This is a genomic window from Paraburkholderia saeva (assembly GCF_907164555.1).
GTDB classification, from domain to species: Bacteria; Pseudomonadota; Gammaproteobacteria; order Burkholderiales; family Burkholderiaceae; genus Paraburkholderia; species Paraburkholderia saeva.
Map to the genome: position 1 here is coordinate 112,089 of NZ_CAJQZC010000008.1, position 20,223 is coordinate 132,311.

21 protein-coding genes are annotated in these 20,223 nt (G+C 63.6%); 15 read left to right on the plus strand and 6 right to left on the minus strand.

The genetic code is table 11. The annotated features are described in order from the left end of the window. Positions 1-1,734, plus strand: coding sequence for an L-arabinonate dehydratase (gene araD, locus LPA36_RS20590; protein WP_228880781.1), 1,734 nt, complete (start codon positions 1-3; stop codon positions 1,732-1,734). A 105-nt stretch (positions 1,735-1,839) separates the two neighbouring features. Here the strand turns inward: araD and LPA36_RS20595 are convergent, their stop codons facing one another. Both LPA36_RS20595 and LPA36_RS20600 read right to left on the minus strand, forming a co-directional pair. Continuing rightward, positions 1,840-2,442, minus strand: coding sequence for a short chain dehydrogenase (locus LPA36_RS20595; RefSeq protein ID WP_228880785.1), 603 nt, complete (start codon positions 2,440-2,442; stop codon positions 1,840-1,842). Between the two features lie 237 nt (positions 2,443-2,679). Continuing rightward, on the minus strand, positions 2,680-3,135 hold the full coding sequence (locus LPA36_RS20600; protein WP_228880786.1) for a DUF3005 domain-containing protein: 456 nt from the start codon (positions 3,133-3,135) through the stop codon (positions 2,680-2,682). Positions 3,136-3,419: 284 nt separating this feature from the next. On the opposite strand from LPA36_RS20600, the gene LPA36_RS20605 reads away from it, so the two are divergent. The 4 genes from LPA36_RS20605 (at position 3,420) to LPA36_RS20620 (ending at position 6,598) form a co-directional block, all read left to right on the plus strand. Beyond that, complete coding sequence (locus LPA36_RS20605) at positions 3,420-3,653, plus strand: hypothetical protein (RefSeq protein WP_090538000.1); 234 nt, start codon at positions 3,420-3,422, stop codon at positions 3,651-3,653. Between the two features lie 112 nt (positions 3,654-3,765). Next, positions 3,766-4,692: a serine O-acetyltransferase EpsC gene (gene epsC, locus LPA36_RS20610; protein WP_228880788.1), complete on the plus strand. Its 927-nt coding sequence runs from the start codon at positions 3,766-3,768 to the stop codon at positions 4,690-4,692. A gap of 60 nt (positions 4,693-4,752) precedes the next feature. Further along, positions 4,753-5,571 carry an AraC family transcriptional regulator gene (locus LPA36_RS20615; protein WP_228880790.1) on the plus strand — a complete coding sequence of 273 codons (819 nt, stop codon included), beginning with the start codon at positions 4,753-4,755 and terminating at the stop codon, positions 5,569-5,571. A 115-nt stretch (positions 5,572-5,686) separates the two neighbouring features. Further along, positions 5,687-6,598 carry a DMT family transporter gene (locus LPA36_RS20620; protein WP_228880792.1) on the plus strand — a complete coding sequence of 304 codons (912 nt, stop codon included), beginning with the start codon at positions 5,687-5,689 and terminating at the stop codon, positions 6,596-6,598. A gap of 19 nt (positions 6,599-6,617) precedes the next feature. On the opposite strand, the gene folE is transcribed toward LPA36_RS20620, so the two are convergent. Both folE and LPA36_RS20630 read right to left on the minus strand, forming a co-directional pair. Next, a complete protein-coding gene (gene folE / locus LPA36_RS20625) occupies positions 6,618-7,244 on the minus strand; it encodes a GTP cyclohydrolase I FolE (protein ID WP_228880795.1) in 627 nt (208 codons plus the stop codon). Positions 7,245-7,302: 58 nt separating this feature from the next. Beyond that, entirely contained in the window at positions 7,303-8,223 is a 921-nt protein-coding gene (locus LPA36_RS20630) for a LysR family transcriptional regulator (RefSeq protein WP_228881139.1), read from the minus strand. Between the two features lie 403 nt (positions 8,224-8,626). On the opposite strand from LPA36_RS20630, the gene LPA36_RS20635 reads away from it, so the two are divergent. The 9 genes from LPA36_RS20635 to LPA36_RS20675 all read left to right on the plus strand — a co-directional run bounded on the left by LPA36_RS20635 (position 8,627) and on the right by LPA36_RS20675 (position 17,727). Next, positions 8,627-9,316 carry a 3-oxoacid CoA-transferase subunit A gene (locus LPA36_RS20635; RefSeq protein ID WP_228880798.1) on the plus strand — a complete coding sequence of 230 codons (690 nt, stop codon included), beginning with the start codon at positions 8,627-8,629 and terminating at the stop codon, positions 9,314-9,316. 13 nt (positions 9,317-9,329) lie between these two features. Then, positions 9,330-9,992 carry a 3-oxoacid CoA-transferase subunit B gene (locus tag LPA36_RS20640; RefSeq protein ID WP_228880801.1) on the plus strand — a complete coding sequence of 221 codons (663 nt, stop codon included), beginning with the start codon at positions 9,330-9,332 and terminating at the stop codon, positions 9,990-9,992. 114 nt (positions 9,993-10,106) lie between these two features. Then, positions 10,107-11,486, plus strand: coding sequence for a 3-carboxy-cis,cis-muconate cycloisomerase (locus tag LPA36_RS20645; protein ID WP_228880804.1), 1,380 nt, complete (start codon positions 10,107-10,109; stop codon positions 11,484-11,486). A 5-nt stretch (positions 11,487-11,491) separates the two neighbouring features. Beyond that, positions 11,492-12,277, plus strand: a complete 786-nt coding sequence (gene pcaD, locus LPA36_RS20650) for a 3-oxoadipate enol-lactonase (RefSeq protein ID WP_228880807.1) — start codon at positions 11,492-11,494, stop codon at positions 12,275-12,277. A 2-nt stretch (positions 12,278-12,279) separates the two neighbouring features. Then, positions 12,280-12,690: a 4-carboxymuconolactone decarboxylase gene (pcaC, locus tag LPA36_RS20655; RefSeq protein ID WP_228880809.1), complete on the plus strand. Its 411-nt coding sequence runs from the start codon at positions 12,280-12,282 to the stop codon at positions 12,688-12,690. A 254-nt stretch (positions 12,691-12,944) separates the two neighbouring features. Next, complete coding sequence (locus tag LPA36_RS20660) at positions 12,945-14,867, plus strand: ABC transporter permease (protein ID WP_228880811.1); 1,923 nt, start codon at positions 12,945-12,947, stop codon at positions 14,865-14,867. After that, positions 14,864-15,661, plus strand: coding sequence for an ABC transporter ATP-binding protein (locus tag LPA36_RS20665; protein WP_228880813.1), 798 nt, complete (start codon positions 14,864-14,866; stop codon positions 15,659-15,661). Before LPA36_RS20660 ends, LPA36_RS20665 begins: the two co-directional genes overlap by 4 nt. Then, positions 15,658-16,371: an ABC transporter ATP-binding protein gene (locus LPA36_RS20670; RefSeq protein WP_228880814.1), complete on the plus strand. Its 714-nt coding sequence runs from the start codon at positions 15,658-15,660 to the stop codon at positions 16,369-16,371. Before LPA36_RS20665 ends, LPA36_RS20670 begins: the two co-directional genes overlap by 4 nt. A 147-nt stretch (positions 16,372-16,518) precedes the next feature. Beyond that, complete coding sequence (locus LPA36_RS20675) at positions 16,519-17,727, plus strand: ABC transporter substrate-binding protein (protein WP_228880818.1); 1,209 nt, start codon at positions 16,519-16,521, stop codon at positions 17,725-17,727. An 81-nt stretch (positions 17,728-17,808) separates the two neighbouring features. On the opposite strand, the gene LPA36_RS20680 is transcribed toward LPA36_RS20675, so the two are convergent. Next, positions 17,809-18,060 (minus strand): hypothetical protein, encoded by a 252-nt coding sequence (locus LPA36_RS20680; protein WP_228880820.1) that lies wholly within the window; start codon positions 18,058-18,060, stop codon positions 17,809-17,811. Positions 18,061-18,250: 190 nt separating this feature from the next. Here LPA36_RS20680 and LPA36_RS20685 point away from each other — a divergent pair, with 190 nt between their 5' ends. Next, positions 18,251-18,775 (plus strand): DUF6496 domain-containing protein, encoded by a 525-nt coding sequence (locus tag LPA36_RS20685; protein ID WP_228880823.1) that lies wholly within the window; start codon positions 18,251-18,253, stop codon positions 18,773-18,775. 38 nt (positions 18,776-18,813) lie between these two features. Here the strand turns inward: LPA36_RS20685 and LPA36_RS20690 are convergent, their stop codons facing one another. After that, complete coding sequence (locus tag LPA36_RS20690) at positions 18,814-20,142, minus strand: aspartate aminotransferase family protein (protein WP_228880825.1); 1,329 nt, start codon at positions 20,140-20,142, stop codon at positions 18,814-18,816. Between the last annotated feature and the right edge of the window lie 81 nt (positions 20,143-20,223).

Here is a 20,223-nt window from a genome sequence, read left to right on the forward strand (position 1 = left end):
GTGGTCAAACGAAAGACACCTGAAGAGCTGCGCAGTCACCGCTGGTATGGCGTCAACGACCTGCGGTCGTTCGGCCATCGCTCGCGTACCGCGCAGATGGGCTTCAGCCGCGAGGAGTACGCCGGCAAGCCGGTGATCGCGATCCTCAACACGTGGAGCGAAATGAACGCCTGCCACACGCATTTCAAACAGCGTGTGGAAGAGGTGAAGCGCGGCATCTGGCAGGCCGGCGGCTTTCCGGTCGAGCTGCCGGTGCAGACGCTCTCCGAGCCGTTCCAGAAGCCCACGACGATGCTCTATCGCAACTTCCTCGCGATGGAAGCCGAAGAGACGTTGCGCTCGTATCCCGCCGACGGCGTCGTGCTGATGGGCGGATGCGACAAGACCACACCCGCGCTCCTGATGGGCGCGATCTCGATGGATCTGCCGGCCATCTATCTGCCCGCGGGTCCGATGCTGCGCGGTAACTGGAATGGCGTGACGCTCGGCTCCGGCTCCGACACGTGGAAATACTGGGCCGACCTGCGCGCGGGCAAGATCACCGAAGAAGACTGGCAGGGCGTGGAAGGCGGCATCGCACGCTCGCCGGGCCACTGCATGACGATGGGCACCGCTTCGACGATGACAAGCGCTGCCGAAGCGCTCGGTTTCACGCTGCCGGGTTTCGCGTCGATTCCCGCGCCGGACTCGCGTCACGCGCAGATGTCGGCGAAGACCGGCATGCGGATCGTCGAGATGGTGTGGGAAGACCTGAAACCGTCCGACATCATCACGGCCGGTTCGATCGATAACGCAGTGACGACGTGTCTAGCGCTGTCCGGCTCGACGAACGCGATCGTCCACATGATCGCGGTGGCGCGTCGCGCTGGCATCGAACTCACGCTCGATCGCTATGACGACATCGCGCGTCGTACGCCGGTGCTCGCGAACATCCGCCCGACCGGCACGTACCTGATGGAAGATTTTTTCTATGCGGGCGGCCTGCCGGCGATGCTCCGCGAACTCGGCGACCTGATCGACCGTTCGCAGAAAACCGTCAACGGCCAGACGATTGGCGAAAACATCGCGGAAGCAAAGATCTTCAACGAAGACGTGATCCGCAGTCGCGCGGCGCCGCTGCTGCCGGGCAACGGTCTTGCGGTCCTGCGCGGCAATATCGCGCCCAACGGGGCGGTGATCAAGCCGGGCGCAGCCGATCCGAAGCTGCTCGTGCACACGGGTCGCGCAGTGGTGTTCAGCGACTACAACGACATGGCAGCGCGCATCGATGACGACGCGCTCGATATCGACGAAAACAGCGTGATCGTGCTGCATCACGCCGGGCCGGTCGGCGCACCGGGCATGCCGGAGTGGGGCCAGCTGCCGATTCCGAAGAAGCTCCTGCAAAAAGGCGTGCGCGACATGGTGCGCATTTCCGACGCGCGGATGAGCGGTACAAGCTATGGCGCGTGCGTGCTGCATATCGCGCCGGAGTCGTTCATCGGCGGACCGTTTGCGCTGGTGCGCACGGGCGACCTGATCGAACTCGATGTGCCGCAACGCAGGCTGAACGTGCTCGTACCGGACGATGAACTCGCGCGGCGCAAGGCCGCGTGGGTCCAGCCGGCGCCGCGCTTCGAGCGGGGATACGGCGCGATGCATCAGGTCCACGTGCTGCAGGCCGACAAGGGCTGCGACTTCGACTTCCTGCAACGCGGCGGCGCGCAGGCGAAAGACGAGCCGGAGATACACTGAGCGCGGCTCATGCGCAGACGGCTGTCTCATCCCGCCAGGGGAACACGACAGCCGTCCCGTGAACTACATGACTAAAAACGCGCGACGGAACGCCGCGTGCGTTCATTATCCGACGCGATAAACCCGGCCGGTCTGCGCGCCTTCGACGCTACGCAGATAAGCCTGTGCGGCGCGCTTCGCGCTCACCGGCTCGAAGCCGCGGAAAAACGGCGCATAGCCTTCCATCGATTCTTCAAGCACGGTCGGGCTTACCACGTTGATGCGGATGCCTCGCGGCAGCTCGATCGCCGCGCCGCGCACGAAGCCTTCCAGCGCCAGATTGACCGTAGTTGCGCTCGCGCCGAGACGGATCGGCTCTTCGGCGAGGATGCCGCTCGTCAGCGTGAACGAGCCGCTGTCGTTGACGTATTGATGCGCGCCGAGGACGACGTTGATCTGACCCATCAGCTTGTCACGCAGACCGACCCAGAACTGCTCCACGGTCATTTCAGCGAGCGGGCCGAAGTGCACCTTGCCGATCGTCGTCACGACGGCGTCAACCTTGCCAATCTCGCGAAAGAGCTTCTCGACGCTGGCGGGGTCCGTGCTGTCGACCTGATAGGCGCCGCGCGTCGCGCCGACTTCGATGACCTCGTGGCGCGCCTTCAGTTCTCCGGCGACGGCCTTGCCGAGCGTGCCCGTGGCGCCAATTACGACAACCTTGTTCATTGCTGATACTCCACAAATGAGGAATGGGGAAATCGAGGGAATGGCTAACCCCGATTGTCGTCGCGCATGCGGTTGCGATAAAGAGGTACGAGGCACGAAGTGTCGAAACTGACAGTTCGCAATCGCGTAGCGGCGAAACTGGTCTTGCGGCGTGTGCAGGTCAAACGCGTGTTCAACACAAGACCCCGCGTGCCGCAAGCGACACGCGGGAAAATCAAACAAAGAGACGCGCGAGGCCTACTTGCCGCGCTGTAGTTCGATCACGCGGGCCGGACGCAAATGGTTCAGCGCGTAATGAATGCGACCACGGTGCTGACGGTCTCCAGCCGCACGCGGGTCGTCAAACTGATAGTCGAGGTCATAGGGCTTTTCAGGGGCCGTCATGCCTTTGTCGATCAGCGTGCATCCCGGTTCGAGCGCCAGCAGGAGATGGTTGCCGCCCACGCGGCTGTCGAAGCCCGCGATCTCGCCGAGCATGTCGGGCACGCTGTCGTCGAGCGACGCATTGCTGCAGGTCATTTCGTCCGGACTGATCGCGCCGTGTCCGGCAATTCGTGCCGCTTCGCGATTCTTGCCGTCGGTATCGACGGTGCTGTCGTGCGTGCGATCGTTATGCATCTCCGCACTAAGCGGCCCTCTGGCCGCGGCAGGCAAAGCGTCGCCATGCGGTTTCTTCAAGTCGGTGTTGTCCATCACGCTACCTCCATTCAGGAACAATCGGGTGAAACGTCTTCCCGTTCTCCCAGCAAGACCCGTTCCGGCAGCCGCACTTTCAATACGTATAAGGGCGTCGTCGAGGTCGTTCGCGCGTCCCGTAATTTTTTGCTTTTTTTCCGTAGAACACGCATTTTCTACAGAGTATGATCTTAGTCCGAACGAGATGGCGCGTAACGAAGAACAGCCGCCGGTGGGCTGGCTGGTACAGAACACCGCGCGTCGCTCACATCATCTACGAGGCAGTCAGGGCGGGTGACTTCATGCACTTCGATGCTGCATTCACACATCGCGGGTACTTGCTGAACTGTGCGCCGGCGCGTTCCGGCGACGGCATGTATCAACCCTATGTCGTGATCTCGCGTTCGAGCGACGGCGAACTCGTCGCCAACCGTTTTTTTCCCGTGGATCTCCGCTTTTCCGACGAAGCCTCTGCAATAGCCCACGCGCGCGACTGGGCCGTGCGCTGGATCGATGCGAGCAGCGTGACGATCTGACTGCCGCGCGGCCTGGGCGCCGTCCCGGTGGACGTTGCGCGGGCAGACAAAAAACGCGGTAATCTTGGGGACACTTCACTTCGAACCGCAGCTCCGTGCGGGCGCCGTCCTCATGTCAAACGTGTCTTCCCACAACTGGGGTCTTGAACAGATCGTCGCCGAACTGCGGGCGTCGCGCGAAGAACTGCATCGAACGCGCCACCCGCGCGGCATTCGCGAACTGCCTTCGCGCGAAGGTGTGATCAATATCGTCGCGGGCCTGCGCGCGGCGCTCTTTCCGACGCATTACGGCGCGCCCGACCTGACAGATGAAAGCGTCGACTATTACGTCGGCCACACGCTCGAAAGCACGTTGCGGCTGCTCGCTGAACAGATTCGCCGCGCGTTGCGCTTTCTGCCGGAATACGCAGAGACGCCCGACGCCGAACTGAGCGTGCACGCGTTCGATGTGGCACGCGAATTTGGCAAGCAGTTGCCCGGCATTCGCGCGCTGCTCGTAAGCGATATCCAGGCTGCGTTCGCGGGCGACCCCGCCGCGCAGCACATCACCGAAATCCTGCTGTGCTATCCGGGCGTGGGCGCGATGACGCATCACCGTCTCGCACACGCATTGCACCGGCTCGGCGTGCCGCTCCTCGCGCGCTTCATCAACGAGATCGCACATTCGGCCACCGGCATCGACATTCACCCGGGCGCGTCGATTGGCCCGAGTTTCTTCATCGACCACGGCACGGGTGTGGTGATCGGCGAGACCGCGATCATCGGCGAGCGCGTACGTGTGTACCAGGCCGTGACGCTCGGCGCGAAAAGTTTTGCAGCCGATGCGGACGGTTTGCTCGTGAAGGGCAACGCGCGCCATCCGGTCGTCGAAGACGACGTCGTGATCTACGCAGGCGCGACGATCCTGGGGCGTGTGACGATCGGCAAGGGCTCGGTGATCGGCGGCAACGTGTGGCTCACCCATAGCGTGCCGCCGGGCAGCAGCGTGTCGCAGGGCAAGATCCGCGAAGGCGAGCGCAGCGACGAGGGCAAGCGCTGATGTCGCCGCGTCCGCTCATGCGTGTTTGCGGCCTGCGCCGGCCCGGCAACTGAGCTCCCCATGCAGCGCGGCCGCGTCCAGATGGTTCGCTGTGCAATCGACGGACTCGAAGCGACGGTCGCTGAAACGACGCATGCCTTTCCGCGCCATTCGCACGACGGCTTCGGCATCGGCGTGATCGTGCGCGGCGGGCAGCGTTCGGCGAGCGGCCGCGGGCCGGTCGAAGCGCGCGTCAATGACGTGATCACCTGCAATCCCGGCGAAGTCCATGACGGCAGCCCGCTCGACGAGCGTGGCCGCGCGTGGCGCATGCTTTACTTCGCCCCTTCGCTGATGTTCGAGGCGGCGGCCGAACTCACGCTCACGTTTTTGCGTGACGTCGAGCTTACGCAGCCCGTCACGCACGACCCGGTGTTGAAGAGACGTTTCGAACACCTGTTTGCAGCGGCAGTCGACGATGCGGCGCGCACGTGCGACATGGCGCGCGACGAGGCGCTCGTCGCGCTGCTCGCCCATGTCGGCGCGCACCATACGACGCTCGCGGTACCGCGCCTGCCAGCCGCGCCGATCGCGCGCGCGAAGGTGCGTATCGACGACGATCCTGCGTCCTCGCTGACGCTTGCCGATCTGGCGTCCGAAGCCGGAATGAGCCGCTTCCAGCTGCTGCGTGGTTTCGCGCAGGAACTGGGCTTGCCGCCGCACGCGTACCGGATGCAGCGGCGCGTGGCGCTCGCGCGCCGGCTGATCGCGACCGGCAGCGCGCTTGCCGATGCCGCGGCCGGCGCGGGATTCGCAGATCAGAGCCACATGACGCGCGCGTTCGTGCGCCTGCTCGGCGTTACACCCGCGAGCTACGCGGCGGCGACGCGGCGTACCTGAGCGTCATTCCTCCGGACGGCCGCGATGCCTTTATCGCGCGCTGCAATTTCATTCAAGACCCGCGCCCGCGCGTGACTTACGCTGCGTCCAGATTCCAACGGACAAAGGACACGGCATGAATTCACGCACGACGGGCTATCTCTTTTGCGCGCTGGCGATGATCGGCGTGGGCAGCACCGTGGTGGTCAGCAAGACGATCGCAGCCGGCCTGCCGCCCTTCTGCGCGACGGCATTGCGCTTCGCTATCGCGTTTCCGCTGCTCGTTGCGATCATGCGCGTGCGTCGCGCGAGGTTCCCGCGCCTGAACCGGCGCGACACGATGCTCGTGATCGCGCAGGCGGGCGCCGGCAGCGTCGGCTATACGGTGTTCCTGATCAGCGGCATGAAGCTCGCGTCAGCCGCCGATGCGGGCGTTATCGCGGGTACCTTGCCGGCCGTAACAGCAGCTGTCGCGATGATCGCCTTCGGCGAGCGTCCGCGCGCGGCGCTGATCGGCGCGATCCTGCTCGCGACGGCCGGCGTGCTGGCCTGCACCGTGCGCCTCGACGACCTTGAAGGCGCGAGGAACAGCCGCGCGCTGGTGGGCGATGCGCTCGTACTTGCGGCGGTCTTCTGCGAAGTGCTGTTCATCCTGCTCAACCGCAAGCTGTCGACCCCGGTCCCGGCGTTGCAGCTCTCGGCGCTGATGAGCGGAATCGGTTTTGCGGTGGCCGTCGTGCCGGCGCTGCTTGAAGCGCCCTGGCGCGGGCACGTCGACAGCGCGGCGATTGCCGGCGTCGTCTACTACGCGCTGGTGCCGACGGTCGCCGGCTTCGTGTTCTGGTACGCAGGCGCCGCGCGGATCAGCGGCTCGGAAGCGAGCCTGACGACTGCGCTGGTACCGGTGTCCTCGGTTGCGCTTGCCGCGTGGCTGCTGCACGAGCCCGTGAGCGCCGCGCAACTCGGGGGTGTGGCCTGCGTGCTGGGCGCCGTGCTGCTGGCGAGCATGGATGGCCTGGTACGCGGACGAAGGCGCGCGAGCGCGTGAAAGCACGCGCGCCGCAACCTCAGGTATTCGCCACACTCACCGTCGACGCATTTCCTACGATCGACAGAAACTCGCGCCGTGTCGACGGATCGGTGCGGAACGTGCCGAGCATGCGCGACGTGACCATCGCGACGCCGGCCTTGTGAACGCCGCGCGTCGACATGCACTGATGCGACGCTTCGAGAATCACGCCGACGCCCTTCGGCTGCAGCACTTCGTTGAGCGTATCGGCGATCTGCACGGTCATCTTTTCCTGGATCTGCAGACGTTTGGCAAACGCATCGACGAGGCGCGCGAGCTTCGAGATGCCTACGACGCGATGTTCCGGCAGATAGGCCACATGCGCGCGGCCGATGATCGGCACCATATGATGCTCGCAATAGCTTTCGAAACGGATGTCCTTCAGCACGATCATTTCGTCATAGCCGTCGACTTCGGAAAATGTGCGCGACAGTAGTTCCTTCGGGTCGATGGTGTAGCCGGCGAAAAACTCCTCGTACGAACGCACCACGCGCGACGGCGTGTCGCGCAGGCCTTCGCGCGCCGGATCGTCGCCTGCCCAGCGCAGCAGCACGCGAACCGCTGCTTCCGCTTCTTCGCGCGTGGGACGCATGGACGCCTCGTCAGTTTTCGTTGTTTTAGTCATCCACCGCTCCTGTCAGTTCATGTCTGCCGGTCATTGTTCCATGTTTTGCGAAACCCTGTCACTTGGGCCATTCGTCCATCGCATCGTTGAACAGCTCCGACACAAGGCCGCGTAGCCAGCCCACGCGCGGGTCGTTATGAAACTTGCGATGCCAGTGCTGGCGCAAATCGAAGCGCGGCAGCGCCATCGGCGGCTCGACGATCGTGATCGACGCATGCTCCGTCACGTACGCGAAGCCGATCGCGTGCGGCACTGTCGCGATCAGATCCGTGCGCGCGAGAATGAACGGCAGGCTCATGAAATGCGGCGTTTCCAGCACGGCACGCCGACGAATGCGCTTTTTCTCCAGATACTGTTCGAGCACTTCCTGGCTGCGTCCTTCGGAGCGCACGACCGCATGTCCGCAGGCGATAAACCGCTCGACGGTCAGCGTCTTCGCGAGCGGATGGCCCGTGCGCATCAGACAGATGAAGCGGTGTGTGAAGAGCCGTTGCTGGAAGAAGTTGTTCCCCGACAGGTCCGGGAAAAACCCGACGGCGAGATCGACGTCACCCGATTCGAGTCCACGTTCGACATGCGCCGGCGTGAGCGTCACAGAGCGCAGGTTCGCGTGCGGTGCGCGTTGCGCGAACACCTGCAAAAGGCGCGGCAGGAACACGATCTCGCCCACGTCCGAAAGCGCGATCGAAAACGTGTGCGTCGATGTCGCGGGATCGAAGTCTTCTGAATCGATCAGTCCGCTTTCGATGCGACTGAGCGCGTCGCGTGCGGCCGGTATCAGCATAAGCGCGCGCGGCGTCGGTTCCATGCCGCGCGACGTGCGTACGAAAAGCGGATCGCCGAAGTACTCGCGCAGGCGTCCTAGCGCCGTGCTCACGCGCGGCTGGCTCACGCCCAGACGTTCCGCGGCGCGGCTCACGTTGCGCGTGTCTTCCATCGCAACGAGATAAGGGATCAGGTTCAGATCGAGTTCAGGCATGGCGGCCACGGGCCAGTATCGGTATGACGTATACACCGTAACTTCAAAATCGCCGTGCCGTATATTGGGGAAAGCGCCCACGCCCCGACTGCACGGGCTCCCGGCGCGACGTCCCGGTTCCGCCGGTTCGTTACCTTGCCTTTTGCTACGCAAGGTAGATGATGGAAGGCTCTATCTTGACAAGCCGCCAGCACGCCGACCATAATGCACCGGAACGTTCGCTAAACGAATCGTTGTTCGCATATAGAACAAATTGACAAAACAGCAGTCGCGGGCAGACCAGCACATAGCGGGCATGTGGCGCGTATCGGGAACCCGGTAGCGCGCAGTCAACACGACGCGGAGACGGTGCCATGCAGCTTCCTGAAGCAGCGCGGCGCAAGGCGTCCAACAGGGAACTGGCATGATCAACAAGATTTTCGAATCACTTCAGTCGGCGGTCGCCGACGTCAATGACGGCGCCACGGTCATGATCGGCGGCTTCGGCACGGCGGGCATGCCGTCCGAACTCATCGACGCACTCATCGAACAGGGCGCGCGCGAACTCACGATCGTCAACAACAACGCCGGCAATGGGGACATCGGCCTTGCTGCCCTCCTGAAGGCGAAGCGCGTTCGCAAGATCATCTGCTCGTTCCCGCGCCAGACCGATTCGTATGTGTTCGACGCGCTCTATCGTGCGGGCGAAATCGAACTGGAACTCGTGCCGCAGGGCAACCTCGCGGAACGCATTCGCGCCGCGGGCGCGGGCATCGGCGGTTTCTTCACACCGACGGGCTACGGCACGAAGCTCGCCGAAGGCAAGGAAACGCGCCTGATCGATGGCAGGCATTACGTGCTCGAAGCGCCGCTGCATGCCGATTTCGCGTTGATCAAGGCGCTCAAGGGTGATCGCTGGGGCAATCTGGTGTATCGCAAGACAGCGCGCAACTTTGGTCCGATCATGGCCAGTGCGGCGAAAGTCGCCATCGCGCAGGTATCGGAAGTGGTGCCGCTTGGCGAACTCGATCCGGAAGTGATCGTGACCCCCGGCATCTTCGTGCAACGCGTGATCGCGGTATCGCAAGCCGCCCCGCAAACCGCTGCGGCCTGAGAGGAGACACAACATGAAACGACTGACCCGCGATGAAATGGCAAAGCGCGTTGCCCAGGATATCCCCGAAGGCGCGTATGTGAACCTCGGCATCGGCGTGCCGACGCTCGTGGCCAATCACCTCGACGCGAGCAAGGAAATCTTCCTGCACAGCGAGAACGGCCTGCTCGGCATGGGTCCGGCCCCCGCCAAAGGCGAGGAAGACGACGAACTCATCAACGCAGGCAAGCAGCATGTCACGCTGCTGACGGGCGGCGCGTATTTTCATCACGCCGATTCGTTTGCGATGATGCGCGGCGGCCACCTCGACTTCTGCGTGCTCGGCGCGTTCCAGGTGTCGGCAAAGGGCGATCTCGCGAACTGGCATACCGGCGCCCCCGATGCCATTCCGGCTGTGGGCGGCGCAATGGATCTGGCGATCGGCGCGAAGCAGGTCTACGTCATGATGGAACATCTGACGAAGCAGGGCGAAAGCAAGATCGCCGCCGAATGCACGTATCCGGTCACGGGCGTGAACTGCGTCGACCGCATCTATACCGACCTCGCCGTGATCGACGTGACGCCGGAAGGGCTTGCCGTGCGCGAGATCTTCTCCGATATCGACTTCGACGAGCTGCAGAAGCTGACGGGCATTCCGCTCATCAATGCCACGCAGGCAGCCGCCAGCGCAGCATAAAAACGGCGTGACGGTCGCGCGGCGCCCGGTGACAATGACGCCTCGCGCCGCGCGCTTCGTTTGCGCCGCGGCTTTTCGCGGTTTTTGTTCCTTTCTTCGATTGCTGAAGCCACCATGCTCGAAGCCAGCGCCCGTCTGACGGGCCTCATCTGCGGTACGCAGCCGATGAACGACCTCTGGTCGCCGCGCGCCACGCTACAGCGGATGCTCGACGTCGAAGCGGCGCTTGCGCGCGCGTCGGCGGCGCATCACGTCATTCCGCAGGCGGCTGTGGCCGCGATTGAAGCGGCGTGTCACGCCGATCAGCTCGACGCCGACGCGCTCGCCCGCGACGCCGCGCTCGGCGGCAATCTCGCGATCCCCCTCGTCAAGCAACTGACTGCACGCGTGAAAGCGGCCGATGCCGAAGCGTCGAAATACGTCCACTGGGGCGCGACGAGTCAGGACATCATCGATACCGCGACGGTTCTGCAACTGCGCGATACGCTCGATCTGCTCGACACCATGATGCGTCCCACCTGCGACGCGATCGCCGCGCTCGCGCGCACGCATCGCGCGACGCCAATGATCGGCCGCACGTGGCTGCAACAGGCGCTGCCGATCACACTCGGCCTGAAATTCGCGCAATGGCTCGATGCGTTGCTGCGTCATCAGGAGCGGCTCGATGCGTTGCGTGCGCGCGTGCTTGTGCTGCAGTTTGGCGGCGCCGCAGGCACGCTCGCGAGTCTGCGCGATGCGGCGCCGGCGGTTACCGCGGCACTGGCGAGCGACCTCGGCCTGCACGTGCCCACCTTGCCGTGGCACACGCAACGCGATCGCATCGCGGAAACGGCCTCCGTGTTCGGCATGCTGATCGGCACGCTTGGCAAGATCGCGCGTGATATCTCGCTGCAGATGCAGACCGAACTCGGCGAACTCGGCGAACCGGTTGCCGCCGGAAAAGGCGGCTCATCGACGATGCCGCACAAGCGCAATCCCGTCGGCTGCGCAGCCGTACTGACGGCGGCGGCACGTGCACCGGGGCTCGTCGCAACGGTGCTGGGCGGGATGGTGCAGGAGCACGAACGCGCGCTTGGCGGCTGGCAGGCCGAGTGGGACGCGTTACCTGACCTCGCGCGCCTCGCGGGCGGCGCGCTCGCGAACATCGAGCAGATCACCGCGGGTCTCGACGTCAATATCGAGCGGCTGGCCGCCAATCTCGAAGTCACGCATGGGCTGATTCTCGGCGAAGCCGTCATGCTCGCGCTCGGCGACAAAATCGGCCGGCTCGACGCGCATCACCTTGTCGAGCGCGCTTCGAAAACGGCCGTGCAGTCCGGCAAATCGCTCTTCGACGTGCTTTCCGCGGATTCGAATGTCACGCAGCATCTTCCGGTCGTGCAGCTCAAACGGCTGCTCGACCCCGCACAGTATGTCGGCCAGGCGCACGCGTATGTGGACGCCGCGCTGGCGCTTTACACCGCGCGCACCGGTCGCGCCAACCATCAGGAGTAACGGCGATGCCCTACGCCGCAGTGAACGGCACCGAGCTTCATTATCGTGTGGACGGCGAGCAGAACAGCAACGCCCCATGGATCGTGTTTTCCAATTCGCTCGGCAGCGACCTGTCGATGTGGACGCCGCAGGTTGCCGCGTTCTCAAAGCACTTTCGCGTGCTGCGTTACGACACGCGCGGCCATGGGCACTCGGCTGCGCCGCAAGGTCCGTACACGATCGAACAGTTGACGGGCGACGTGATCGGCCTGATGGACACGCTCAAGATCGACCGCGCGCATTTCTGCGGTCTTTCGATGGGCGGCCTGACGGGCGTCGGTCTGGCGGCACGCCATGCTGACCGGCTGAATCGCGTTGTGTTGTGCAACACGGCGGCGCGCATTGGTTCGCCCGAAGTGTGGGTGCCGCGTGCGGCGCGCGCGCGTGGCGAAGGCATGCTGGCGCTCTCCGATGCCGTGCTGCCGCGCTGGTTCACGGCGGGATTTTTCGAGCGCGAGCCGCTGATGCTCGCGCAGATTCGCGACGTGTTCGTGCATACGGACAACGAAGGCTACGCATCGAACTGCGAAGCGATCGACGCCACCGATCTGCGTCCGGAAGCGCCCGGCATCCGGTTGCCGGTGCTGGTGATCTCCGGCACGCACGATCTTGCCGCGACGCCCGCGCAGGGCCGCGAGCTCGCGGAAGCCATTCCAGGCGCGCGCTATGTCGAACTCGACGCCTCGCACATTTCCAACATCGAGCAGGCCGACGTCTTCACGAAGACCGTGCTCGACTTTCTGGCGGAGTAACGATGACCGATGACGAACGCTACGAAGCGGGCATGGGTGTGCGTCGCGCGGTGCTGGGCGAAGCACACGTCGACCGGTCACTGGCCAGTCGCACCGAGCTGACGACGGAGTTTCAGAACTTCATCACGCGCTACGCGTGGGGCGAGATCTGGACGCGTGAAGGGCTGCCGCGCCACACGCGCAGCCTGCTGACGATCGCGATGATGGTCGCGCTCAACCGCAGCGAAGAACTGGCCCTGCATCTGCGCGCGGCGAAAAACAACGGCGTCACGCGCGACGAGATCAAGGAAGTGCTGATGCAGACCGCGATCTATTGCGGCGTGCCGGCCGCGAATTCCGCGTTCCATCTTGCGGACAGACTGTTCCGCGAAGAAGACGCCGCCGCTGCGGGTGCTTCGGCGGAAAAGCCTTAAAAGCCCGCGTACGCGGCAATTCCCGCGCCACACGCCGGCATCTCCAGCATGTGCCGCGCGCGCATCGCAACATCGCCACGCAAGCGGTCGATCCAGGCGGATCGACCGTTTGCGCCTGCCTGCGCCCTGCCGGCAAGTGCGTTCAAGGCCGAAGACGGCTTGCGCTGATAAAATTCGCCATTGACGTTCCTGTTCAACTGAACGTTCCCGATGCGCTTGAATGGCGCTGAATCGCGAAGCCGTCAAGGGCAACGATGCTTTCCAATCTGCTGGTACAACTCGTCAACGGACTGGCCGACGCGTCGGCGCTCTTTCTCGTCGCGGCGGGACTGTCGCTGATCTTTGGCGTGACGCGGATCGTCAATTTCGCCCACGGCTCGTTCTACATGATCGGCGTATACGTGGCGTACAGCATCGCGAGCCGCTTTGGCGCCACGACGGCCGGCTTCTGGGTGTCGGTCGTGGCGGCTGCACTGGTCGTCGCCGTGCTGGGTGCACTGGTCGAGGTGGTTGTTCTGCGGCGTATCTATCGCGCACCTGAACTGTTCCATCTGCTCGCCACGTTTGCACTTGTGCTGATTTTCCGTGACGCGGCGCTGTGGCTCTGGGGGCCGCAGGACCTGTTCGGTCCGCGCGCGCCGCATCTGGCCGGAGCGATCGATCTGCTCGGCCATACATTACCGACGTACGATATTGCATTGATCGTCATGGGCCCGCTGGTGCTGCTGGCGCTCTGGTATGCGCTGACGCGCACGCGTTGGGGCACGCTCGTGCGGGCGGCCACGCAGGATCGCGAGATGCTCGGCGCACTCGGCATCAATCAGGCATGGCTCTTTACCGGCGTGTTCTTTGTCGGCGCGTTTCTCGCCGGACTGGCGGGTGCCTTGCAGGTGCCGCGCATGTCGGCGAATCTCTCGCTGGATCTGGAGACGATCGGCAATGCGTTCGTTGTCGTCGTGGTCGGCGGCATGGGTTCGATTCCGGGCGCGTTCGTCGCTGCGCTCCTGATCGCGGAGATCAAGGCGCTCTGTATCGGCATCGGTCATGTGTCGATTGGCGGGATCGATCTATCGCTCAGCAAGTTCACGCTCGTGGCCGAATTCGTCGTGATGGCGATTGTGCTGGTGGTGCGTCCGTGGGGTTTGCTGGGTCGCGCCACGACGGCGGTTCGCGGCATGGCCGCCGCTGAAGCGCCGCTGCGGCCCGCAGGCAAACGCTTACGCGCGCTGGCCGTCGTTGCGCTTGTAGTGCTTGCGCTCGCACCGCTTGCCGCAACTGCATTTCCTTATATGCCGGTGCTGCTCGTCGAAATCCTGATTGCCGTGCTGTTCGCGGCAAGCCTGCATTTCATCATGGGGCCCGGCGGCATGCATTCGTTCGGGCATGCGGCATATTTCGGGCTCGGCGCTTATGGTGCCGCACTGTTTCTCAAGGTTCTCGATCTGCCGATGGAGGCCGCCCTGGTGCTCGGTCCGCTGCTTGCCGTGGGCGGCGCGCTCGTGTTCGGGTGGTTCTGCGTGCGGCTCTCGGGCGTTTATCTCGCGATGCTGACGCTGGCTTTTGCACAGATCGTCTGGTCTGTCGTGTTCCAGTGGGATGACGTCACGGGCGGCAGCAACGGCGTGCTGGGATTGTGGCCGTCGAGCTGGCTGTCGTCGCCGGTCGCGTACTACTACTTGACGCTCGTGTGCGCCGCATTGGGCGTCTGGCTGCTGCGCCGGATGCTGTTTTCTCCGCTCGGATACGCGATGCGTGCGTCGCGTGATTCCGTGCTGCGCGCGGAGGCAATTGGCATTGATGTGAAGCGTGTGCAATGGGCCGCATTCGTGATCGCATCGCTCTTCTGCGGGCTTGCCGGATCGCTCTATGCGTTCTCCAAGGGCACGATTTCGCCGGAGGTCATCAGCATCGGCCGCTCTGTCGACGGACTCGTCATGGTGCTGCTCGGCGGTCTCCAGACGCTGACAGGGCCGATCGTCGGCGCGGCTGTATTCACATGGCTCGAGGATACCGTCGCGCGCCAGACCGACTACTGGCAGGCGTTGCTTGGCTTCGCCATCCTGTTGCTCGTAATCGCGTTCCCGCAAGGGATCGCCGGTTTTATCCGCGATCGATTCGACAACGATGATGCTGACGACAGCACGAAGAACAGCGCCGCGGCCACGGAGGGTCTGTGAGCCTCCTGCGCGTCTCGGGCCTGTCGAAATCGTTTGGCGGTCTGATGGCTGTCGACGGTGTGTCGTTCGGTGTCGAAGCAGGGCAACTGGTCGCCCTGATCGGACCGAACGGTGCCGGCAAATCGACGTGCTTCAACATGGTGAACGGGCAGTTGCGGCCTTCTTCCGGCTCGATCGTTTTCGATGGCCATGAACTGGTTGGCAGGCGTCCGCGCGACATCTGGCGGCTGGGCGTCGGGCGCACGTTCCAGATCGCCGCGACCTTCAACTCGATGACGGTGCTCGAAAACGTGCAGATGGCGCTCGTCTCGCGCGAGCGGAAACTGTTTGGGCTGTGGAAAGCGGCGTCGTCGTGGTTTGAGGAAGAAGCGATGGCATTGCTCGATCAGGTCGGCATGGCAGCGGACGCGCATCGCGCATGCGGTGTGCTCGCCTATGGCGACGTCAAGCGCGTCGAGCTGGCGATAGCGCTCGCGAACCGCCCGAGGCTCCTCTTGATGGATGAACCCACCGCCGGCATGGCGCCCGAAGAGCGCAACGACCTGATGGCACTGACGAGACGCCTCGTCACCGAACGCAAGATCGGCGTGCTGTTCACCGAGCACAGCATGGACGTCGTGTTCGCTTACGCAGACAGAATGATCGTCCTTGCGCGCGGCAGGCTGATCGCAGAAGGCAGCGCGGACGCGATCCGTAACAACGCGCGTGTGCAGGAAGTCTATCTGGGCGCAGGCAGGACATTCGAGCAACGCACGCTGCTTGCCGACGCGGATTCAGATGGAGCGCGACAATGAGCGAGCCGATGCTGAAAGTGTCCGGCCTTAACGCGTTCTACGGTCGCGCGCACATTCTGTTCGACATCGATCTTGAAGTCGCACGCGGCGAAGTGGTTGCGCTGATGGGCCGCAACGGCGCGGGCAAATCGACGACGATGAAAGCGATCATGGGCCTTCTGCCGCGCGAGCAGGGCTCGGTGACGTTTCGCGGCGCGGATATCTCGACGTTGCCGCCGTATCGCATCGCGCGGATGGGCATGGGGTTCGTGCCGGAAGACCGACGTGTGTTTTCCGATCTCACGGTGATGGAAAATCTCGATGCCGGCCGCCAGCCGCCGCGCGATGGCGCGCCAGAATGGACCCCCGAGAAACTCTTTCGCCTGTTCCCGAATCTTGGCGAAATGCCCGGCCGCCCAGGCGGCCAGATGAGCGGCGGCGAGCAGCAGATGCTCACCGTTTCCCGCACCCTGATGGGCAATCCCTCGCTCGTGCTGCTCGATGAACCATCGGAAGGTGTCGCGCCGATCATCGTCGAACAGATGGCGAACATGATTCTCGAACTGAAGCGCGAAGGCATGTCGATCCTGTTGTCGGAACAGAATCTCCATTTCGCCGAACTCGTCAGCGACCGTGCGTACGTGCTTGAAAAAGGCCGCATCCGCTTTAGCGGCGCGATCGCTGAACTCGCAAAAGATGAAGCCGCGAGGCGCGCCTGGCTTGGCGTCTGACTGTTACCGCAGCCGGCGCGCGTCGGGTGCGCGCCCGCAAAACCCGGTACGATGCCGGGCTGGCGCGACTGCAGGCGCGCTTCCGCATTGAAAGACGGCCCCGGATTCGCAGCATTCACACCACATACCGATAACGGAGAACAGGCAATGGCCACGCGCGCAGGATGGATCACACGCATGACGGTTTCGTTGACGCTCTCGTTGACCGCGCTCGGTGCGAGCGCGCAGCAGACGATCAGGATCGGCGAAATCAACAGCTACAAGGCGCAACCCGCGTTTCTTGGGCCGTACAAAAACGGCTGGAATCTCGCACTCGACCAGATCAACGCGTCAGGCGGCGTGCTGGGCAAACAGCTCGAAGTCGTCTCGCGTGATGACAACGGCAACCCTGGCGACGCGATCCGCGTTGCACAGGAACTGATCGCGCGCGAGCAGGTACAACTGCTGTTCGGCGGGTTTCTGTCGAATACCGGCCTCGCGCTGACCGACTTCGCGAAGCAGCGCAAGATTTTCTTCCTGGCCGCCGAACCGCTGACCGACAAGATCGTCTGGGCCGACGGCAACAAATACACGTACCGTCTGCGTCCTTCCACGTACATGCAGGTCGCGATGCTCGTGCCGGAAGCCGTGAAGCTCAAGAAGAAGCGCTGGGCGCTGGTCTATCCGAACTACGAATACGGGCAGTCGGCCGTTGCGACGTTCATGAAGCTGATGAAAGCCGCGCAACCCGATGTCGAGTTCGTCACTGAACAGGCCACGCCACTTGGCAACATCGACGCTGGCGCGGTCACGCAGGCACTCGCCGATGCGAAGCCCGATGCGATCTTCAATGCACTGTTCAGCGCAGACCTCGGCAAGTTCGTGCGCGAAGGCAATACGCGGGGTCTCTTCAAGGATCGCAGCGTCGTGTCGCTACTGACGGGCGAACCGGACTATCTCGATCCGCTTGGCGCCGAAGCACCGACGGGCTGGATCGTCACAGGCTACCCGTGGTATTCGATCGATACGCCAGCGAACAAAAAGTTTGTCGATGCCTACGAGGCGAAGTATCACGACTATCCGCGTAACGGATCCGTGGTGGGCTATACGGCGCTGATGTCGATTGCAAACGGACTGAAGAAGGCAGGCTCAACCGATCCTGACAAGCTGGCCGCTGCGTTCAAGGGCCTCGGCGTCGACACGCCGTTCGGGCCGATCACATTTCGCGCCCAGGACAACCAGTCGACGATGGGTGCGTACGTCGGCGTGACGGGCGTGAAGGACGGCAAGGGCGTGATGACGTCGTATCGCTACATCGACGGCGCAAGCGTGCAACCGTCCGATGCGGACGTGAAAAAGCTGCGCCCTGCGGAATAGTCAGGTGCGAATCGGGCACGGCATTACGCGGTGACGATACAGGTCTTCTGCGTAATGCCGGGGATAGCGCTCAACCTTGCGCTATTCCTCGTGATCGTGTTCGGCGACGAAGTGGCGTAGATACGCGAGAACGGCCGCTTCGGCGGCGCGATGATCGGCGCCGTTTTTTGAACCGGCGTTTTCTTCGTCGCCAAAGAGCGCGGACGGAGCGTTGTGAACATCCACTTCCTGGCCTTCGCGATACAGGCGGATTTCGTGAGCCGTTTCGATGTACTCGGCGATCCAGTGGACCCCTTCGATATGCGTGCCAGCACGTATAGCCGGTGGTTTCATGGTTGCGTCTCCGGTATAGATAGTCTGAAGCGCCTTTTTCTTTCGCTTTTTCCTCTGTTTCTCCCTGGCTTCCCTTTAACAATAGGCGCTGCGTCAGGGCCGTGCACTCTTTGTTGAGTCGGCGCGCGGCGGAGCCACGGGCACATGCGTTGCTTCCCCGGAGTGACAATCCTCACCCTGGAGAACTGTCATGCCTGAAAGGAAAACCATCGCGCGCGCGCAAGCGGACAAACGCGCAGGAAAGTCGGCGAGCACCCAGGCCGGCGAATTCGTGAAGGAAGAAGTCGATCGCGTGCGGGAAGGCAGGCACGGCGTCAGATCGGCGAAGCAGGCCATCGCGATCGGCCTCTCGAAAGCGCGTCGTGCGGGCGTTGCACTCAAGGCGCCGAAGAAGGGCTCGACCAGCGAAGCAACGCGCAGGAAGGCGGCTCAGGATAGCGCCGCTGGCAAGCGTCACCCGGGCGCCGCAAAATCCTCCACCGCGGAGTCGAAATCGACGCGTTCCCGTGCCACGACCGCCGCGCTCAAGCGCGAGAGCGGCGAGGGCGCAACGAAGGAGGCGTTGTCGAAACAGGCGAAATCGGCGGCCAGCCGTCGGCCGGCAGCGAGCCGGTCCGCCGCGGCGAAGAAAGCCGCGCAGACCAAAGGCGCGACCGGCCGTTCAGCAGCCGCAAAAAAAGCGGCCCATACAAGGGCCGCCCGTGCGCATCACTAGACGTGTAGCGCGCCTCACGGCGCGCGACACGTCACACGTTACTGCACAGTCGCGAGCACCTCGCGAACGGTGCTGAAAATGCGGTCGATCTGCGCTTCCTCGATGATGAGCGGCGGTGAGAACGCGAGAATATCGCCCGTGAAGCGGATCAGCACGCCCGCTTCGAAGCATTTGACGAATGCCTCATAGGCACGCGCGCCCGGCGCGCCGTCGCGCGTGTCGAGTTCGATGCCGGCGACCATGCCGAGATTGCGAATGTCCTTCACGTGCTTCGCATCGCGCAGCGCGTGCACGGCGCTTTCGAACTTCGGCGCCATCGAGGCGGCGCGGGCGAACAGGTCTTCGCGGCGATACAGATCGAGCGTCGCGATGGCGGCGGCCGTGGCAGCCGGGTGCGCGGAATACGTGTAGCCGTGCGCGAGTTCGATTGCGCCGGGCGCGCCGCTATTCACGATCGTGTCGTGAACCGTGCGGCTTGCCGCGACCGCGCCCATCGGAATCGCTGCGTTGTTGATGGCCTTGGCCATCGTCAGCAGGTCCGGCGTGACGCCGAAGTATTCGCTTGCCGTGGCCTTGCCGAGGCGACCGAAACCCGTGATCACTTCGTCGAAGATCAGCAGGATGCCGTGTTTCGTACAGATGTCGCGCAATTTCTTCAGATAGCCTTGCGGCGGAATCAGCACACCCGTCGAACCCGCGACAGGCTCGACGATCACAGCCGCAATCGTAGACGCATCATGCAGCGTCACGATACGTTCGAGCTCATCGGCGAGATGCGCGCCCCACGCCGGCTGACCCTTCGAAAACGCGTTGTGTTCGAGGTTATGCGTGTGCGGCAGATGATCGACCGCCGGCAGCAACGCGCCCGAAAACGTCTTGCGGTTCGGCGAAATGCCGCCCACCGAGATGCCGCCAAAACCAACGCCGTGATACCCGCGTTCGCGACCGATCAGACGCGTGCGTTGACCTTCGCCGCGCGCGCGGTGATACGCAAGCGCGATTTTCAGCGCGGTATCGACGGATTCCGAACCCGAGTTCGTGAAGAAAATGCGGTCGAGGCCTTCCGGCATCAGCTCAGCCACCTTCGCCGCCGCTTCGAATGCGAGCGGATGGCCCATCTGGAACGTCGGCGCGAAGTCGAGCGTGGAAAGCTGCTTCGTGATCGCAGCGACGATCTCGTCGCGGCTGTGGCCGGCGTTCACGCACCACAGGCCGGCGCAGCCGTCCAGCACCTCGCGACCGTCTGTCGTGCGGTAGTACATGCCCTTGGCCGATTCCAGCAGGCGTGGCGCCGCCTTGAACTGGCGATTGGCGGTAAACGGCATCCAGAAAGACGACAGATCGTCGATGACGGGGCGCGAAGTCATGGGTTTTTCTCCTCGAAGTGGTAGCGAAACTGTAGCGCTCGCGGTTTAATGGCGGCATAGACAGTTGACTCATCTGCGCTG